Raw genomic sequence first — 19,461 nt, 5'->3', positions numbered from 1 at the left:
GAAAGTGTTTTTTAATAAAAAATGAAATACAAGCGGAATTTATGCTTTTGAAGATGATTCTAAGTTTGAACCAGACTATGTTGATTTTAAGTAGAGATAAAGATATAAGCACAAATATTGGTTTATATGTTTGTGTGTTTATTAAGCCTAAAGGATAACATTTATTTGAAAAAGACAAATGAAAATAACTTATTACTAAGTTTATCTGAAAAAGGTGTTCTTATTGTTAAGTTTGATGATGATAATAAATATAAAATATGAGAAGTACCATTTTATAATGAATTAATAATTAAATTTGAATTTAATATATATTTTGATGAATTTATAATTCGACAATAAAAGATTAAATTTACCTATTTTAAAAAAACGTTTTTATTAAGATATATTAAATTATGTAATTTATAGTCAATGCAATTAATAAAAATTAAATTGTAGAGCACTTGATTTGTTGTTAAAAAAGTTTCCCTTAAGCATGAGCTAACTATATGAATTGCGCATTAGTAAAATATAAGGAAATTACAAAAGAAGAAAATTCTATTGCGCAAAGGTTACAAAAAATTAAAAAGAATTTATACCTTTAATTTAGGATTTAAAAAAGGTTTTTAAAACCCCTTAAACAAAGTAAAATCAATTTATTTATAATAAAAATATCAAGCATAAATCTTATGTTTGACACATCACTTCAAAATAAACATAACGTTCAAAAGCGTTATGTTTATTTTGTTATGAATCCTTTTGGTTTTTAGAGATGTTAGACTTATCACTATTTTCTTTTAAAAAATTTATCATCATTTCAATTGAATTTTTTAATTCGCACTTTGTAAATCTTGTATTTAATTTATTTTCAGGGTGATGTATTTGGTGTCTAATATATTTGCTTAGCGTTACTTTTTCAAATTTTATAGAATTGTTTTTAAGTTTTTTATATTCTCTTAAAGTTTTATGTTCTTCAAATTTATTAAGCAAATTATCAGATTCTATATAACCATATAGTTCGTTGTGATATTCTTCGCTGATTTCACCAAATGCAAGGTAGTTAACTTCATTTAGTGAATTTAGAACTATTGGCTTTACAGTATTCACTACTTTAACTCCGTTGTTTTCACTCACTAATCTTAGATTTTTAATACCGATTTGTTTTACTATGTTAGGGCTATGAGTGGTTAATAAAATTTGAGTTTTAGTTGATTTTGATAATTCTTTCAAAGAATCTATTAACTTAATTTGATTGCTAGTATGTTGCGAAGTTTCTGGTTCTTCTATTGCATATATAATATTTGTGTTTTCACGATTTTCTCTTCTTCTTTCTGCTTCAGCACGAAAAAAATTTAGTAAAATGAGTCTTCTAACTCCACTACCTCTTTTGTTTATTGGTATGTCTTCGTCACCAGTTATAGAAACATTTTTAAATACATCTTGTCATTTTAAATCTTTGGATTCGGGTATATTAGGATTTAAGCTATTTGCAAGTTCCAAATCCATTTCCTTAATTTTTTGTAATGTCCTTTCAGCGACTTCACTGATTTTAGTTTTAACAAGTTTTGAAATTTCTGATAATTTGTTTTGTATATTTTCGTCTTTAAAAATTTGTTTTATAGCTTCTTTTAGTGGGTCTTGGACTTCGCTATCAGCGTCACTATTTTTTCTATCAGATTGAAACAATGAAAATACAGGCAAAAATTTTTGAAGACTTTCTCAAATTTTTTTTGTTTCTTCTTTGCTTAAATCAATTTCGCACTCCTTTAAATCTAATTCATTTTTATAATAATTTCATATAGCTTTTCTTAGTGATGAATTTATCGCTAAATTATTACATTTTATATCTTCGTCAGTTATTATTTTTTTTAAATCTTGATTTTTCTTATAAAATAAATTATTACATTTGGGGTTTTGAGGGTGTTTTGCTTTTATATAAGTTTTATTTGAACTAGCATTTGAATATTTCTTTATAATTTCCAATTGTCCGTTACTGTTTAATAAATATTCATCTTCTAATTTCGTTACAAACGAGGAATCTATAGTAATATTTTTTGGTAAATCTTTAAAACAAACAGTTATAGAAATCTCATTATTATTCTTTTTATATTCGCTTTTATTTATATCATTTTTATCTAATTTAATAAGTCCCTTTCCATCATTAAAAAAAATATCAAGTGCTTCTAAAATAGTTGATTTTCCTGTGTCATTTTTTCCAATTATTGCTGTGATGTCATTCAAGTTAAACTCTACTTCATTGCTATATCCTCTAAAATTCTTAAGTTTTATAGAAGCTATTTTCATAGTTATCCATCTCCTTACTATTTACAGTGTATATCAATTTGTAAATTATTATCTATTCTATAGAATATATAAATTATAAATTAAAACAAAATTAAAAAATCGTTATCTTAAAAATAAACATATTTATGCTTATTATATTAATAAATTACTTAAAGGCAAAAAATATCTTACAAAAAGTGATTAGAAATTGAAAAATATTATCTACACAACCTAATAAAAATAAGTATTACTATGATTTTTAACTATGTATATGTGGAATTGTGCATTATTGTCGTGAAAAAAACAAGTACTAATTTTAAAATAGTAATAAAATACAAGCGCGTAAATGTTAAACTTTATTTAAAAAACATATTCGTACTATAAATTAATAACTATTTATACTTATTTATGAAATTTTATTTTTTATATTTGTGTTTATGGGTGTAATTGTGTTATAAAACTGCAAAAATTCCAATACATCATATATGGTTTATTTACAAATTTGCAAACTACTTCAATACTTTTTTGTTATTTAATTTATAAAAATTAAAAAAGTACCTTTTAGGCACTAATTAGGTTAATTACTCAAAATTAATAAAAATTTATTCTTCATCAAAAACTGCGTTGTGGTAAACTTCTTGGATATCATCATCATCTTCTAAAAGATCTAAGAAGTTTTCAAATTTTTCAATTTTATCGCCTGAAATCACAACTTCTGTATTTGATATATAAGAAATTTCAGCGATTGAAAAATTTTCTATATTAGCTTCAGTTTCAAGTGCTTTTTTTAGTTCAGTAAAACTTGAAGGTTCTGAATAAATTGTGTATTCTTCTTCATCTTCTTTGAAATCAACAGCACCATTATCCATAGCAATCATTAATACATCATCTCAATCATTTTTTAGATCTTCTTTTTTAATTGCTAATACTCCACGTTCATCAAATGTATATGGAATAGTTCCTTTACCCATTTGACCATTAACTTTATTGAAGTAATATTGAATATTTGAAGCTAAACGGTTAAAGTTATCAGTTAAACATGTAACAATAAAATTAGTACCCCCAAAAGCTGTTGCTGTATATAAATATGATTTAAAGTCTGCTCCTTCTTTAGAAGTTCCTGAACCTTTTTGTACAGCTTTTTCAATATTTGCTTTTGGCATAGAACGAGCTTTTGCTTTTGCTATTGCTAGTCTAAGAGCAGGGTTAGCGTCTGGATCAGGCCCACCTAAAGATGCAGCAACCATAATTTCTTTTGAAAATTTTTGAAAAATTTTACTTCTAGCTGCATCCATTGCTGCTTTATGATGTTTTGTTGTCGCTCATTTTGAATGTCCTGACATATTTTCTCCTTAAAATGTTTCAAACTTAATATATAAATTATAATAAAATAACAGTTTTTTGTATGCATTTTTTCAGTATTTATTAAAATTATTAAGATATGAAAATACAAACAAAGAATTTAGAAGAAATAAAAAAAGAATATGATCTTGAAAAATATTACAAATTAATTGAAAATATTCAAAATTGATTGCTAAATAAAGTTAAAAAAGCAAAAGCTTCAGGACTTGTTTTAGGAGTAAGTGGCGGAATTGATTCAGCTACATTAGCTTTTATTGCTCATGGTGTATTTAAAGATAATTTACACCTTTATTCAATTTCTATTCAAGATGATGTAAATGATTTAAAGATAAATAAATACGCTCAAGAAGTTTTTGAAAAATTAAATGTAGATTTTAATAATACAAATTTATCTAAAACTTTTTTAGAATATAAAAAAGCAACAAATATTTCCAAAACATTTGTTCTTGCAAATTTAAAAGCAAGAATGAGAATGACTTTTTTATATGCAAAAGCACAGGAAAAAAACAGTTTAGTTTTAGGTACTGATAATTTAAATGAATTTTATTTAGGATATTTTACAAAATTTGGTGATGGTGGATGTGATTTATTACCTTTTGCTAATATAAAAAAATCTGATATTTATATTATGGCAAAAATATTAAAAGTGCCGGAATCAATTATCTTAAAAAAACCAAGTGCAGATTTATGAGATAATCAAAACGATGAAGATGAATTAGGTTTTAGTTACGATGATTTTGAGTCTTATTATGAAGATAAAAACAGTGTTTCTAAACAAACAAGACAAAAAATTCAACACCAACACAACAAAAATATTCATAAATTAGTATCAATTCCTAAAGGACCTAAAATTTAATGAGAATAGAAAAATTTATTGCAGATTCTTTAAATATTTCAAGAACAGAAATAAAGAAATTAATTAACCAAAAACGAATTAAAGTAAATAATGAAATAATAAAAAAATCAATTCAAGTTACTGAAAATGACCTCGTTTTTATTGATGATAAACAAATAATTTATGAACAATATTCTTATTATATGTTACATAAACCACAAGGATATGTGTGTGCAAATTATGACAATGAACATAAAACTATTTTTGATTTAATGAATTTAAATAGAGATAAATTTTTTAGTTATGGAAGATTAGATAAAGATACTGAAGGCTTATTAATTATTTCAAATGATGGTAATTTATCACATAAGCTTCTTAGTTTAAAAAATCATGTACCTAAAAAGTATTTTTTAAAAACAAATATAAAAATACCTGATTTAGTTTTTGAATATAATAAGCCGATTGTGTTAAATGAAAAAGACATTATAAAAGAATATGAATTTACAAAAATAGATGAATATAGTTGTTATTTAACAATTTATAATGGTTTATTTCACCAAGTCAAGCGAATGATGAAGTTTTTTGATCTTGAAGTAATCTATTTAAAAAGAATTGAATTTGGTTTTTTAAAATTAGACCCTTTATTAGAAGTAGGAAAATCAAGAAAACTAACAGATAAGGAAATAAAATTACTAAAGCAATAAAAAAATTGAACATTTGTTCAATTTTAATTTTTAAAAACATTATCTGTTAGCAATTTTTTAATTTTTAGATGATAAATAAGACTTACAAATTTTAGTCGTGAAGAATGATATTTAATTGCTTTTACTTCTAATTTTGTAATGGTATTTTTTCTTGCTGATTTTCTAATTGTTTGCATTGGTGAAATGTAAAATAATAAAACAAAAATCAGTAATGCTAGTGATGCAATAGCAAATAATAAAAATTCTCATCAAGGTTGCAAAATGTTTGTTTCTTTAGTTAAAACAATAACAATAACAGCAATAAATGAAACAAGCAACAGAACTGATGCAACTGCAATAGTTGATGAAATAACTATTGATATAGTTGCTCATTTTTTAATTTCTTTTCAATTTTTCATACCTAAATTATAAAATATAATAATTAATTTAAAAAATATTGACAAATTTGAATTTTTTTATATTTTAAATATTGATTAATTCTTAAAAAAAAGTATTTTTTTTGTATAATAGTAATGTTACTTGTTGTAACCATTCCAAAAAGGTTTTTAAGCATAGCACCTTAAGGGTGAGCCACTAAATAAGGAGGACATATGTTCGCAATTATTGAAACTGGTGGAAAACAACTACTTGTTAAAGCAGGAGACACAATTTTTATTGAAAAAATTGATGGTGAAGCTGGACAAGAAATAACTTTTGATAAAATCGTTGTTTTAGATTCAAAAATAGGAACACCATATGTAAATGGTGCTACTGTAACAGGAGTTATCGAAAAACAAGGTAAAGCAAAAAAAATCGTTGTTTACCGTCATAATCCAAAATCAACACACAAACGTAAATTAGGTCACCGTCAACCTTATACAAGAGTATTAATTAAAGAAATTAAGGGGTAAGAAATGGCACATACGAAAGCTGGGGGTAGTACCCATAACGGACGTGATTCCGCTGGTAGAAGATTAGGTGCTAAATTAGCAGACGGACAATTTACATTAGCTGGAGGAATTATTTATCGTCAAAGAGGAACAAAAATTTTTCCAGGAAAAAATGTTGGTAAAGGATCAGATGATACACTATATGCTTTAGTAGATGGTATCGTTAAATTTGAAAAAAGACGTAATAGAAAATACGCTTCAGTTTACGAAATAAAAGATGAAGAGTAATTTTATAACAAGCACTACATAGTTTTTAACTATGGTGCTTGTTTTTTGTTATAATTTTTTTAAATATAATGTGAGGCATTTTATGAAAAAAATTAAAATTTTTACACTTTTAACAGCATTATCTTTTTCAATTATAATTTTACCAATTACAGCAATTTCATGCAAACAAAGCCAAGAAAACACTGAAAAATCAACAAAAATTAAACAAATCAAAGACGATTTTGAAAAAATTTATAAATTTAATGTTTTTGCAGAAGAATTAGGAATAAAAAAAGAACTTGATGATTTAAATGAAACAATAAATGTTATAAATTATGATACAGATATAGAAAATATAAACAAAATTTCATCGCAAATGAGTGTTGTAATTTCTAATATTAATGACATGAATAAACAACTAAAACATGGCTTAGAAATTGAAAAATATGTTTTTAACCAAACTAATATAAAAGCATCTGAAGTAGTTGCGGATTTAAAAAAACAAATTAGTTGAAATGACATAAAAAATATATTTCAAAAGTATGCAATAAATTATTTTGAATCAGAAATTCCAAATTCATGAACATTATCTGTAGAAGAATCTACTCATGCACACGATAAAACAGGAATAATTCATTTAAGAATTAATGTAAAAGATAAAGATAATTTAATAGCAACTGATTCATTTACTTTAATTGGATTTAAAAAAATAGAGGATGCTGAAGATTTTGATGATTAAATTAAATACTCAAACAAAAAATTTATATTTTGTTTTGAAAAATATATTTTTTAATATTGCGATTTTTTTTGTTATATTGATAATTATTTTTAGCTTAATAAATGTTCTTATCGAACCACAAGTCAAAAAAAATATTAGTGTTTATCAACAAATTCCCACAAATTTTAGCACAAGAATTTCAATATTTTTTACAAATTTATTTACTTTTAACCCCGGAAAAATTTATTCATATGAACTAAGTTCCAGTGAACCTAATATTTTAAATTTGTATTTACAACAATTTAAATGAACATTACTATTTACATTTTTAATATTTATATTTAGCTTTTTATTAGGAAATATTTTAGGAATTTATTCAGCTTATAAATTAAATAAAATTTATGATTGAGTTGTTTCTATTTTAATTTCTTTTTTAGCGGCTTTACCTATATTAATTGTTGGTGTTTTGTCATTAGTTAGTTCAACTTTTATAGGTTATCCATCACAATTTATTGCAAATAATAAATTAAGTTATATTTCTTTAATTGTTCCAATATTAATTTGTTCATTTCCTACAATTGCAATATTTTTTTCAAAATCTCGCAAAATAACTTCTGAAACTTTAAATTCTAATTATTATCTTTTTTCAAAAACTTTAGGAATAAATGATTTTAGATTATTAAAAAAAATAATTATTAAAGATATTATCTTAGGACAATTAAATTTATTTTTTACCATTTATATTTTCTTATTTACTTCTTCATTACTTATTGAAAGAATTTTTTCAATACCAGGTCAAAGCATTTTAATTTCATTTGCATTTCAAAAAGGTGAGATAGATATAATTATGTTTTATTTTACATTTAATTTTATTTTGTTGTCTTTTTTATTATTTATAAATCACTTAATATTATTAAAATTAAATCCTTCTTTAAAACAAAACAATATTTATTTTAGTTTTAAAAAAAGAAAGGAAATAAATGTCTAATTTATTTACTTTTAGTACCCAACAAACTCAAAACACCAATAGTTTATTTATACCTACAAATTCATTTAGACTGTATTGAAAAAGGTTTTTTAAGTTAAAGATTAACAAAATTTTATTTGTGTTATTTTTAGTTTTATTATTTACTTTGATAATAAGTACATTTTTTATAAAAAATAATTCATTTATTTCAATTGATGAAAATACTAATTTAGTAAACAATTTGCCTTCAGTATTTTCACAAGAAATAACAAAGAATTTTCACAGAAGTACTGAGTTAGATTTTATAAGAAATGTAGCTGAATTAGATCAAAAAAACGCATTAAATGAGCACAGAGATGTAATTTTTTCAATAATTTTTGACTCTTCAAAAGATGTAGGTGGAAATCAAACAATTTACACTGATATTGTGACTTTAAAATATAATCCATATAATTTACTTAAAGCTATAAATTATCTAAATGATGCTAGTATAAACATTCCTAAAGGGTTATATTTAGGAACTAATTCTCAGGGAATTGATATTTTTTCAAGAATTATAGTTACATTATGAATAACATTTTTATCAATTATTTTTGCTATTTTTATTAATATATTTTTAGCTTTTAATTTAGCATTATTAGTTAATTTATATCCTCACAATATTATTGTTAAATTTATTGATAAAACCTTAACTTCTTTAACTATTATCCCTGAAATAATTTGAATATTTTTATTATCTGTTTTTTTAGGAACTTATTGATATTCACTTTTATTTATTTTAACATTGGTTTGTTGGATGTCTTATTACAATTTATTAAAACAAGAAATAAATATTTTATTAAATAGTGAATTTATAATTGCAATAAAATCAATAGGGGTTTCTAATATTCGTCTTGCTTATAGTCATATTTTTAAACATGTAACACCAAATCTTTTAATTTTATTAGTGGAAAGATTTTCAATTAATATTTTGATGCTTTCATCATTGGCGTTTTTAGATTTTTTATCTGAAACTAATAATTTAAATATTGGAACTGTTTTACGTGAAGCAATAACATTATTTTCAGAAAACCCTTCTTATTTATTGATTATCAGTGTTTACATAGTGTTATTTTCTTTAATTTTAAAACTTTTATCAATAAATTTAGCAAGTGCTTATAATCCAAAATATTAAAAATCGCACAAAGGATTTTAATCTAAATTAACTTGATTTAAAATTCCTTGTTCTTGTGCGATTTTATTTAATAACGTTTTTATTTTGTTAATTGTTTCTTCAGTTTTATTAATTAATTCTTGATTTATTAAAGAGTTTTCTTGGTCTGAATTTTTTATGAGGTTAAATATTTTTATTATTTCATCATAGTCATTTTGAAAGTTTTTTTGACCGATATTATCAATTACATTTTGTTTCATTATTTCAAAATCATTTACAAATAAATTTATTTCATTTGTAATTTCTTTTTTTAAAATATTATGTCATAAACTTAATTCATAAATTAAATTAATTATTGCGTGTGAATGGTTATGTGAATTTTTTTCTGATTCAATATTGACATTTTGTAAATCATTTAATGTTGTTATTTTATTTTTGTTAAATAAATTAAGTTTTAAAAAATTTCATGCAGCAATTATTTCTGATTGTTCTTGTCCTAATGTAATATCAATTCCACTTAATCTTTGATCAATTATTTTTAAAGATTTTAAAAATTGTAGATTGTCAAATACTAAATTAACATCACTTAAAACTACATCAACATCAACAAAAATAAGTTCATATTTTTTTAAAGTAGTTGCTAGTTTTGGGTTACTTTCATTTGTTTGAAACCACTTATCATAAAATTTTTGAATTTGAGTTTTATTTTCTTCATCTCCTTGGTCTAAAACAAGTTCTGGAAGTTTATTTTTAAGACTTTGCGCTTTTTTTATTAATTTATAATATTGGTTTCTAAATTGTCTATAAATAGCTTTTACTTCGATGAAAATATTTAAGACATTTTCTTCATATAAAGTCTTGATTTTTTGTGTATCTTTGTTTTTTATAACAATTTCTTCTTTTTGTTTGTTATTTAAAATGTTCTCATGAAATTCTAAATCTTCATTATCATTAGGATATTTAATGCAAGAAACAACTAAAGGGCTAAAAATAATTGGTGAAATAAAAATGAAATATTTAAGTATTTTTTTAGACATTATTATTTTTCCTTTCAAATTTAACTAAATTAAAGTTACTATCTTTATTATTAGAATAACCTTTAAATTTGTTTCAATACATTGATACAGTTGCTATTGATTTTTCATTTTCATTTTCATAATTTAAATCATTTTGATTTTCAAATGGGATAAAATTTAACTCAAAATATAGTCTTCCTACTGTACTTTTGCTTGGAATAACATTTATTTTTATTTTCTTTATTCCACTTAGTGTTTCATTTTCATTGTTTTCTAAAGCATAAGCCAGTAAATAATTATTTAAATATGCATTAAAAATTTTTATTTGATAAGAATCATTTGTTAGCATCAATGGATCAAAATTTTGTCTTGAATCATTATTTCAATATTTGTATAAATTATCTATTTTATCTGCTGCATTATTTAAAGCTTCCATAAATGCAGATTGCTTATCATCAGTAATAAAATCTTCTAATTTAATCCCTTTTTTTATACCCTTATTACTTGGTTTATATGAATAAATGTCTCCAGGTTTTAATAAGTAACTTGGAGCATTTTTTAAAATAAGTCCTTTTAATCTGTGCCCGTGATCATCAAAATTAGAACTTAAAAGAACATAATCTTTAAATGTTTTATCTTTTTTTGTAACGCGAACTATTGCTTTAAAAATTTGATTTGTATCTAAATAATTAGTAAATTGGAAATCAATTATTTTGTATTCTAAATCTTCATTTTGTTTATGTTTTGGAATATCTAGTGAAAGAATATCATCTTTAAATGTTGAAAGTAAATTCATAAGACCTTTTGTGTTTCAATACTCAATAGATGTTGATGATTTTATAAAATTATTAATGTTATCAATAATAGTTATGTAGTTTTTTCCATCCATTTTTAAAAGTGGATTTTGTATATAATCAGTAAAAAGTGGTAAATCTTCTTTTAAACCTTTAACACCTACACCAAATTTACCATCAGTTGCATAATTTCTAAAACCGTTTAAATAAAAAATTTTATTTTGATTTTCCTTAGTTAATAATTCCTCATTATTTCAATCTCTTATGCTTTTTATTTTAAAAGTTACATAATCACCATTATCAGAATAAGAATGAATTATTTTTGAATCAGATCAATCAATATCGATATTAGCAATATCTACATTAAATTTATTTATATATAACTTTAAAATTTTTGCAAAATCATCACGCATATTTTTATTATCTTTACTTAAAAAACTAGATGCTTGAATATATTGAGTCTGAATTCAGTTATTAAATAAAGTTTTTGTGTTGTGTGTGTTAATTAAATATTTTGAATTCATAATTGAATAATTAATTCTTATGTCACTATTTAATCTAAAAATAATTGTTTGAAGGTCTTCAAAATATGGATCACCAATCCTGCTATAATCTTTTTTATTTAATATTGATAAACTAGTGTACCAATCATCATTTACGGTTCCTGCTGAATCAATTACATCAAAATTATATTCTGTTAAAAAATCATTTATATTGCTTTTTTCATTTGAATCAAAAATCCGAATATTTGCATTATTTGAATCTATTTGTTTTCAGTTATTTTTGTAAGGAAAATCAGGAACATATTCAATTCATTTATTTTGTTTTTGAAGCAATAATTTATTGTTTTCAATTTTAACATTATTGAATTTATGTTTACCTTCATAATCAAAATAATAAAAAATGTTTTCATCTTTTTCAAGTGAAGCAATTTGATTTAAAGAAAGACGATTTAAAAATACTCTGGATATTTTGTTTATGTCCAGATAAACTTCCTTTTTATTTTTATTTTCAAAACTACAACTTATTGTAAAAACGGGTGCAGATATAATTGTAGAAAACATAATTGCATTTATTAAGTATCATTTTTTCATAATTTAAACAATCACATTATTTTCGTTAATGTTATAAACCATAAGTGATATATAATAAAATTATATTATAGAAATACTATAAGTTAAGTTAGTTAAAACTTTTAAAAAGGAAAATTATGAAAAAATCATTATTATTTTTAAGTCTAATTTTATTCATAACACCTTATTTTTTAGTTTCTTGTCAAGTAAATAATTTTAATAATGATAGTTTTTATTATGTTGAAAAAAATAATAAAGCAAATGATTATAAAGAATTTTCTTATTTAAATAGTAATTTTATTAGTGAAAATATTAGAAAAATTAACCTTGCAACATCTGCAAAATTAATAAGATTAAAATCTAAAAATCAACCTGTTATTGATTTTAGAGATAATATCGTTTTAAAACCTTCTGAACTCTTATATACTTTTGAATGAGTATCACAAATAATGGTTGTTTCTGATGATAAAAATTATGTTTTTGATAGTGATGATACACAAATAGTAGATTATGAAAATGATGAAAATGATAATAATTTTCATCCTAAAAAAGATAAGGGAAACGGTTTTAATAATCCATTTTTATTTGTGCCATCTAATAAATTAAATTCAATAAACAATTCTCTTTTTAAAAATGTTTTAAAATCTACAAATCAAATAAAAATAACTATTCCTGAAAAAGAAAATGTTTGAGTAGATAGTAAAGGAAAAATCACCGATAATAATCAAATTAATGCAAATTCATTTAAATTAGGTATATTTGCAAATTTACTCAAAAATAAGGAATTTAGAAATAAATATATTGTTGATAAAAGTCTTGAACAAAAATGACAAAATCATGTTAATGATGAATATTTTAATGGTTTTGATTTATATAATTTTTTAACAAGTTATAACATAGATATCAAAGAACTTCTTACATTAAATACAAGTAATTTAATTATAAAAACAAACGACAACAGTTACAAGGATTTAAGTTCTTTATTTGAAATACTTTTTATAATTCAAAATTACACAGATGCTCTACCTTATGAATACATTAAAGCAAATTATAATAACCCTTTTCAAAATATAAAGTGATTTTATAATTATGGAAAAACTTTTCAAAATAGATTATATGCTTCACCTTATTACATAAATGAATTAAATTCTAATAATGTAATTTTAGAAAAAAATGATTTTTATATAAAAAATAATGAAAAAAGTTTGCAAAAAATCAAACTTGAATTTAATCCGTTTACAATTTCACAAAATACTTTTTCAACTCAAATTTTAAATGCTTTTAAACAAAATATAGTTTCTAAAATAGATTATGATTTTTTATCATTAGAAGATAAAGAACAAATTTTAAATAATTTTGAAAAATATAACTTTTCATATCAAAAAAATTTCAATAGATACATTTTAAATAACAAAATAATAATTAATCAAAATCCAAACATTAATACACAATATATGAATAAAAATTTTATGAAATTATATTATGGATTAGAAGAAAAAGAATTTAATTTTAGGTCAGAAAATTTAGTTTTTCAAAGTTTATTTAACAACATTATTAACCAATATGCATTAATAAATGACAATAAAGATGTTTGACTTTCACAAGCTCCACAGAATCTTGTATTTAAAGCAATAGATAGTGCGATTAATTATGAAGATTTAAAGGATGCTTATATTCGCTTATCAAAACCAATAATTTTTAGCTTCGATAAAAGCGCATTTAAAAATACTTTACAATTTCAAAATAAAGATAAATTAACTAAAATTACCGATATAAAGACAATTAATAAATTAAAATCTGCATGGATTGATAAAATTAAAACACAGCTTAATAAAATAATAGATAACTTTTATTTAAATACAAAATCTAGTGATGATATTTTTGCTACAATACCAATAAATGCAACCAAAAATCATGAATTTATAAAAACTAAACTACCTTTAATTAAAGAAATATTTAATACCATTCATAAGAAGCTAAAAGTAGAATTTGTAGTAATTGATGATTATGAAAAATATAAAATTTTATTGCAACAAAATAATACAATTTATAAATTCAATGATTTTGATATTTTTGAAGGAAATTCAGTTGAATATTTAGAAAATATTATTAAAAATTCTGATAATAATCTATATAGCCTAATCTTAAAAATAGCTAGTTTTGAATTTAAAAATTCTAATACATATTTTGAAATAAAAAAACTTGGTAATTTTTTAATTTCAAATAAAATCAACAACCAAAATCCATTATTTAAACAATATCTTCAAAATTTAAATACAGAAAGCCAAATCAATTTATTAAATGAAATAAACAACTTATTAAGTTATACAATTAGCGAAGATAATTACATTGATGTAAACAGTTTTTATAAAGTAGTTTATCAAAAACATATTACAAAACCGATTGCTTGAAATGATTTAAATTATTTTCAAGATATAAAAATACAAAAGTAATATAAAAATCCACGTTGTTGTGGATTTTTATTATTTATTAAATGAAATATTCAATTCCATCATCATTTGATTCATACATTGATGTTAAGTATGCTACAAGAGTTTGATATACTGTATCTAATTGGTTATAGAATTTAGCTCCTAAGTTTTTATCTACTCAGTCTAATCTATCTAAATCACTATGTCAAATATCACCTGCTATTTCAAAGTCATTTTTTTTCATTCCCTCTGGTCAATCATAAACTTCAATTAATCCATTATTTAAAAATCTAGGAACTAAACTTTCAATAGGTTTATGATCAGATTTTTTAATTCAAGCTTTTGGATTTGTTGTTTGTGCATAACCATCATAACTTCCTGTTTTAGCTTTAACTGCAAAGTTTGTTGATTCTATATATGCTATTGGCAAGTTAGCTTTTTGGTAAAATGGTGCGTGGTCTGATCAGTCCCCTGTTTCACCTGGTTTATATTCACCTGCTGTAAATTGAGGGTGAATTTCTAATTCTTGTGATGGATCATTTAAGTTTAAACTTCTGATTCTTGAAAGTGCATTTATTTGATCTCTAATTGTTGTTGCTGTATTTGCATTAGTTTCACGAGAATCGGCTGAGTGAACATACATTCTATCTCCACCAGCTACTGTATCCATGTTAATCATTCCCACAGAATTTCTTAATAAATCAGTTCCTTCTCTATTAGGTGTTAAAAATTGATTTACAAATGCTATTGAACCATATTTACCTAATTCTTCAGCGTCTACAAAAATAATGTGTAATCTTACTGCTAATGGTTCTCTATTTTTTACATCTGAAAAATGTTTTAATAATGATAAGTTTACTGATACTCCTGAACCATTATCAGTTGCTCCTCATGAAATTCCTGTTGGACCTACATTGTTTATTGAGTCATAGTGTGAAACAATGTAAAAATCTTTAATTTGTTTTGTTTTATTTTCGTTAGCTTTTAGTGTTTCTTGTGTTGGATTAATTGTAACAATTATATTATTTCCTATATTATTAATACTTTTGCTTTGGTTATTGTATAAGAATCCTTGTACTATAAAACCATCTTTTGTAATATCTTCATTCATTTTTGTTACTAAATCAGCATATTTATCTTCATTTTTAAATGTTGTAACTGCTCCATCTTGGTGTGTATGTTCAGCAGCGTTTCATTTTGTTCCTTTATTTGTATCAGAACGAACGTTTTGATCTGGATAAGTAATAACATTACCTGTGTGGTTTGTATAACCCATGTCACTAATTGTTTTTGCTAAATATTCATAAGCTCTTCAACTTCCGTAAATATCAACATTTTTATCTGCTTCAGAGTTTATACTGAAACGAGGTTTAAAAATTTCACTAGTTAATGATTGATTATCTTCTAATTTAAAACCCGTTATTGCTTCTTGATCTTTAGCACCAAATTTTTTGGTTTCTCTATCATATAGTCAAGCTTGTACTGTTTCTTTTCTTAGAGAATCTTCTTGAAAATTATATATGTTACCAGCTTTTCTACCGTGTGTACCTTCTAAAAAATCTCTAAATTGTTTTGTTGTTTCATATTTCATGTAATTATTTGTAATTTCTGTATCTTGTTTATTTTCTGTATTTGTTTTATTTGTATTGTTATCACATGATGCTGCAACTACTGGCACAGTCATTAATGGAGTTAATGCTGCAAGTGATAATAAAATTTTAACTTTTTTCTTCATTTTTATTTTCCTTATTATGGTGTTTAAAAATACATTATAGACACAAAAAAATCTATAACATATACCTTAATTATAATATATAAAATTTAGCATTTCAATAGCGAACGTGCAATTTAGGAGTAAATCAGGCTTAAAAAAAGTATAATTTAATTGAAAGTAGGCAAATTATGTTGAAAAAGAAATTTTTACTTTGTGCAGTTGCATTGAGTTCTATTGCGTCAGTTTCGTTAGTTACAATTAGTTGTAATAATGAAAAAAAGACTTCAGAACCAGTTGTAAATAAAAACATTATTAACAATGATGATGTTAACCGTGATGAAGGATTAATTGGTGAAGAATTAGTTCAAAGAGTTGCTGAAGTTAAAACAAATTCTACTTTAACAATGAGTAAAGAAGCAAGACAGAAATATGAAAGTCTTAGTGTAATTGAAAAAGATAAATATATTCACAATTTATGACAAAAAATCAGAGAATGATTTGTTGATTATAAAATAAAAGGTCAAGAACACTATAGTTTTACCCCTTTAACATTACAAAATCCTGAATTTCAAAAAAAATTAAATGTTTATATTCCTAATTTAGAGTATTTTATTGGAAATCATAACGTTTTTTGTTATTTTGCTTTTAGTGAAGAAAAAAGAGACATATATTTTTATTACAAAATTAAATGTTTAGACGGTAGACAAACTGAAGGTAGTGGAGAAATATTTTTAAATTCATAATTGGAATAATATGATAAAGAAGTATTTATTATTAACAACACTTATTAGTCCTTTTGCATCAATTTCTTTAATTTCTTGTGCTTCAAATAAAGTAGAAATAAATGAAAAAATAACTACAAATAAATATCTTCAAAGGTTAAATTTAACTCAGATAGCAAATTTACAAAATTTTAAACCCTTTTTATTTACATATAAAAATGGTAAAAAAATATATTTAAAAGATGCAAAACCCAATGATAATTACAGCGGGTTAGTTTTTTCTAATTTAAAAAGCGAATACATTCCAAGTTTTGAAACTTCAAAAATTTGAAAGCAAGAAACAACAAAATTCAATAACATAAAAATTAATGAACAAAATAAATATAATCCTAGATTAATTGATCCTTTTTTTACTGAATATGATTTTAATGACATTAAAAATATTGGTGGATACAATGATTATTGATTTTATTTTCTAGCAAATAAATATACACATAATGATTTTTATCGAATAAGAGATCCTTACTTTTTTGATTTTCAAACTGTTATTTTTAGAATGGTAGATGATTTATCAAAAAATAGAGGTTTTTTAAGATCTCAATCACTTGAAAATCAAGATTCACAACCATATTTATTAAATTTTCTTTTTAAAAACGAATATATTCAAGCCTCAAGTTGATTAGATGATGATCACAAAGAATTTCGCGATGCATTTGTTAATTTTTTAACTTTGTATGTTAATAAATTTAATTTAAATATAAAAAAAATAAAAATAGATTGATCAAAAGCAAAAATTAAAAAAAATGGTGCAAATGCATTTGATTTCATTGAATTTTCAATTGAAGATATCATTACATTTGATAATACAAGTATCATAAATGATTTAATTAAAAATAAGAAATTTTATATTAATAATTTTAGAAATTATGCAACCAATTTAAAATTTGGAGTCGGTGAAAGTGGTTTAAATGAATCACTGCCTTTATTTAATGATTATGTTCAAAATCCTTATCTAAGAATTAAAGTTGATGATGATTTTAATTTAGGTACTGATATAAATGCATTTATTAAAGGTTATGATAGTTTAGAGTTTTGAAATTCAAGAGGAATAGTTTATTTATTTAATAATATAAAGCAAAAAATTATATTAGAAGTTCCTGATGTTTATAAAGAGCAAGATGAAAAATACGAAGTAGTTGATGTTAAATTTAGTGATTATTATAAAACAGGTCAGATTGTAAAAGCAATAATTAAGGTTACAAAAAAAGATAAAACAACTAAAAATTATGTTCTTTTAAGTTCAAATTTTGATGATCATGGTCATTTATTAAAAGGTTTAGCGATAAAAAATGCACCTATAAATCAACTAGAAAGTAAAGATTATTTTATTTTCAGAGAACAAAATTCACCTGAATTTACTGGTATTTCTATTCAGGAATTTATAAAAACTCCTTTATTTAATGATTTAGTTGCACACGCAATTGAAAAAACACGTTTATTTTGAAAAAACATGCACGAAGTAGATGTAAATGATCTTGATATAAACAACTTTAATTTAAAAATTTTAACAGCATATTTAAATAATTATCTTTTAGAATATGCTCTTGAAAATGATTTTAATCAAATAAATAGTGGAATAAAAAAAATTGAATTAATAGATATTAATAAACAAGAAAATGGTGTAATTAATTTAACATTTGGAATGTATAAATTTATAAACGAACAAGACTTTGATTTTAAAACTGAAAACGAACAACCTTTTTATACATTTAACATAAAATTAACAGGTTTTAAAAATTTTCAAAACAATAAATAAAGTTAGTAGGTATTAAAAAATGATTAAAAAAATAATTTGAAGTTCTTTTGTGGTTTTAGCTAGCATTGCAACTATAAGTGGTTTAAGTTATACACAAAACACTGCTACTTTAGCTAAAAATAATGATAATTTAGAAGAATATTTTGAAAATAAAGTCGTTAAAAAAACTCTAAAAATAAAAGATGCAATGAGAATTTTTAATGAAAAATATTTTTTATTAGCAAGTAAATATCACTATGTAAGTGAAAACTTAAGTGCATTAATCGAAGAACAAAGTTTAGCTAATTTAAAACAAAACCTACAAGAATTTTATAATGAGTATTTTGAAGAAGTTAATAAGGAAAATATTTCCAAATATTTATGAGAATTTGTTTTTTTATATGATAAAACAAGAACAACACTATCGGATATAAATTTTTACTTAGAAAATAAAGTATTTTCAGATAACATCGAACAAGAAAAACAAGAAATTGAACAATTTTACTTAGAAAATATTGAAAATAAAAATTTAAACACCGATCTTTTTAGTTATTCTAAAATTCCTATTATCAATCTTATTAATGAAATAAAAATAAGATTATTAAAAATAAATGAATTAGCAAATCAAAATAAAATACAGATTTTTCAATCTGCATATAATGAAGCAAAAACTAATATTTACGATAATATAAATCACACAAATTTAGATAATGATTTCAATGTAATGTTTGAAATTTTAAGTCTTAATTTTGATGATAAAATTTTTGAAAATATTGAATAA

At 22.6% G+C, this 19,461-nt stretch carries 18 protein-coding genes; 12 read left to right on the top strand and 6 right to left on the bottom strand.

Translation table 4 applies throughout. The features are described from left to right. Positions 1 to 165: 165 nt before the first annotated feature. On the top strand, positions 166 to 339 hold the full coding sequence (locus N8G13_RS02075; RefSeq protein WP_216488738.1) for a hypothetical protein: 174 nt from the start codon (positions 166 to 168) through the stop codon (positions 337 to 339). A 384-nt stretch (positions 340 to 723) separates the two neighbouring features. On the opposite strand, the gene N8G13_RS02070 is transcribed toward N8G13_RS02075, so the two are convergent. Next, the gene (locus N8G13_RS02070; protein ID WP_262289275.1) at positions 724 to 2,280 is read right to left on the bottom strand and encodes an ATP-binding protein; all 1,557 of its coding nucleotides are present in this window, start codon (positions 2,278 to 2,280) and stop codon (positions 724 to 726) included. Positions 2,281 to 2,861: 581 nt separating this feature from the next. After that, a complete protein-coding gene (locus N8G13_RS02065) occupies positions 2,862 to 3,602 on the bottom strand; it encodes a YebC/PmpR family DNA-binding transcriptional regulator (RefSeq protein WP_262289274.1) in 741 nt (246 codons plus the stop codon). A gap of 98 nt (positions 3,603 to 3,700) precedes the next feature. Between N8G13_RS02065 and nadE the strand changes: the two genes are divergently transcribed. Both nadE and N8G13_RS02055 read left to right on the top strand, forming a co-directional pair. Next, complete coding sequence (gene nadE, locus N8G13_RS02060) at positions 3,701 to 4,477, top strand: NAD(+) synthase (RefSeq protein ID WP_262289273.1); 777 nt, start codon at positions 3,701 to 3,703, stop codon at positions 4,475 to 4,477. Next, positions 4,477 to 5,160 (top strand): pseudouridine synthase, encoded by a 684-nt coding sequence (locus tag N8G13_RS02055; RefSeq protein WP_262289272.1) that lies wholly within the window; start codon positions 4,477 to 4,479, stop codon positions 5,158 to 5,160. The genes nadE and N8G13_RS02055 overlap by 1 nt, the downstream gene beginning before the upstream one ends. Before the next feature lie 23 nt (positions 5,161 to 5,183). Here the strand turns inward: N8G13_RS02055 and N8G13_RS02050 are convergent, their stop codons facing one another. Next, entirely contained in the window at positions 5,184 to 5,558 is a 375-nt protein-coding gene (locus tag N8G13_RS02050) for a hypothetical protein (protein WP_262289271.1), read from the bottom strand. Between the two features lie 192 nt (positions 5,559 to 5,750). On the opposite strand from N8G13_RS02050, the gene rplU reads away from it, so the two are divergent. From rplU to N8G13_RS02025, 5 genes are all read left to right on the top strand, one after another. Continuing rightward, on the top strand, positions 5,751 to 6,050 hold the full coding sequence (gene rplU, locus N8G13_RS02045) for a 50S ribosomal protein L21 (protein WP_216488750.1): 300 nt from the start codon (positions 5,751 to 5,753) through the stop codon (positions 6,048 to 6,050). 3 nt (positions 6,051 to 6,053) lie between these two features. Next, positions 6,054 to 6,317, top strand: coding sequence for a 50S ribosomal protein L27 (rpmA, locus tag N8G13_RS02040; RefSeq protein WP_216488752.1), 264 nt, complete (start codon positions 6,054 to 6,056; stop codon positions 6,315 to 6,317). Between the two features lie 82 nt (positions 6,318 to 6,399). Beyond that, the gene (locus N8G13_RS02035) at positions 6,400 to 7,035 is read left to right on the top strand and encodes a hypothetical protein (RefSeq protein WP_262289270.1); all 636 of its coding nucleotides are present in this window, start codon (positions 6,400 to 6,402) and stop codon (positions 7,033 to 7,035) included. Then, positions 7,028 to 8,002, top strand: coding sequence for an ABC transporter permease subunit (locus N8G13_RS02030; protein WP_262289269.1), 975 nt, complete (start codon positions 7,028 to 7,030; stop codon positions 8,000 to 8,002). Before N8G13_RS02035 ends, N8G13_RS02030 begins: the two co-directional genes overlap by 8 nt. Then, the gene (locus tag N8G13_RS02025) at positions 7,995 to 9,155 is read left to right on the top strand and encodes a peptide ABC transporter permease (protein ID WP_262289268.1); all 1,161 of its coding nucleotides are present in this window, start codon (positions 7,995 to 7,997) and stop codon (positions 9,153 to 9,155) included. Before N8G13_RS02030 ends, N8G13_RS02025 begins: the two co-directional genes overlap by 8 nt. 17 nt (positions 9,156 to 9,172) lie before the next feature. Here N8G13_RS02025 and N8G13_RS02020 read toward each other — a convergent pair whose 3' ends face one another. Further along, positions 9,173 to 10,171, bottom strand: a complete 999-nt coding sequence (locus N8G13_RS02020) for an HxHSH motif-containing lipoprotein (RefSeq protein ID WP_262289267.1) — start codon at positions 10,169 to 10,171, stop codon at positions 9,173 to 9,175. After that, the gene (locus tag N8G13_RS02015; protein ID WP_262289266.1) at positions 10,164 to 12,038 is read right to left on the bottom strand and encodes an MAG3240 family lipoprotein; all 1,875 of its coding nucleotides are present in this window, start codon (positions 12,036 to 12,038) and stop codon (positions 10,164 to 10,166) included. Before N8G13_RS02015 ends, N8G13_RS02020 begins: the two co-directional genes overlap by 8 nt. Positions 12,039 to 12,154: 116 nt before the next feature. On the opposite strand from N8G13_RS02015, the gene N8G13_RS02010 reads away from it, so the two are divergent. After that, positions 12,155 to 14,470, top strand: coding sequence for an OppA family ABC transporter substrate-binding lipoprotein (locus N8G13_RS02010; protein WP_262289265.1), 2,316 nt, complete (start codon positions 12,155 to 12,157; stop codon positions 14,468 to 14,470). A 37-nt stretch (positions 14,471 to 14,507) separates the two neighbouring features. Here N8G13_RS02010 and N8G13_RS02005 read toward each other — a convergent pair whose 3' ends face one another. Further along, positions 14,508 to 16,184, bottom strand: coding sequence for a M28 family peptidase (locus tag N8G13_RS02005; RefSeq protein ID WP_262289264.1), 1,677 nt, complete (start codon positions 16,182 to 16,184; stop codon positions 14,508 to 14,510). A gap of 167 nt (positions 16,185 to 16,351) precedes the next feature. On the opposite strand from N8G13_RS02005, the gene N8G13_RS02000 reads away from it, so the two are divergent. Genes N8G13_RS02000 through N8G13_RS01990 form a run of 3 tightly spaced genes read left to right on the top strand, consistent with a single transcriptional unit; the run spans position 16,352 to position 19,461 of the window. Then, entirely contained in the window at positions 16,352 to 16,906 is a 555-nt protein-coding gene (locus N8G13_RS02000) for a hypothetical protein (RefSeq protein WP_262289263.1), read from the top strand. A gap of 10 nt (positions 16,907 to 16,916) precedes the next feature. After that, complete coding sequence (locus N8G13_RS01995; protein WP_262289262.1) at positions 16,917 to 18,701, top strand: MAG3240 family lipoprotein; 1,785 nt, start codon at positions 16,917 to 16,919, stop codon at positions 18,699 to 18,701. 19 nt (positions 18,702 to 18,720) lie between these two features. Then, complete coding sequence (locus N8G13_RS01990) at positions 18,721 to 19,461, top strand: hypothetical protein (RefSeq protein ID WP_262289261.1); 741 nt, start codon at positions 18,721 to 18,723, stop codon at positions 19,459 to 19,461.

This window comes from Mycoplasma zalophi, from assembly GCF_025486335.1.
In the GTDB taxonomy this organism is placed as follows: Bacteria; Bacillota_I; Bacilli_A; order Mycoplasmatales; family Metamycoplasmataceae; genus Metamycoplasma; species Metamycoplasma zalophi.
The sequence above is the reverse complement of the archived record's forward strand: the minus strand, read 5'-3'. Positions and strand labels throughout refer to the sequence as shown.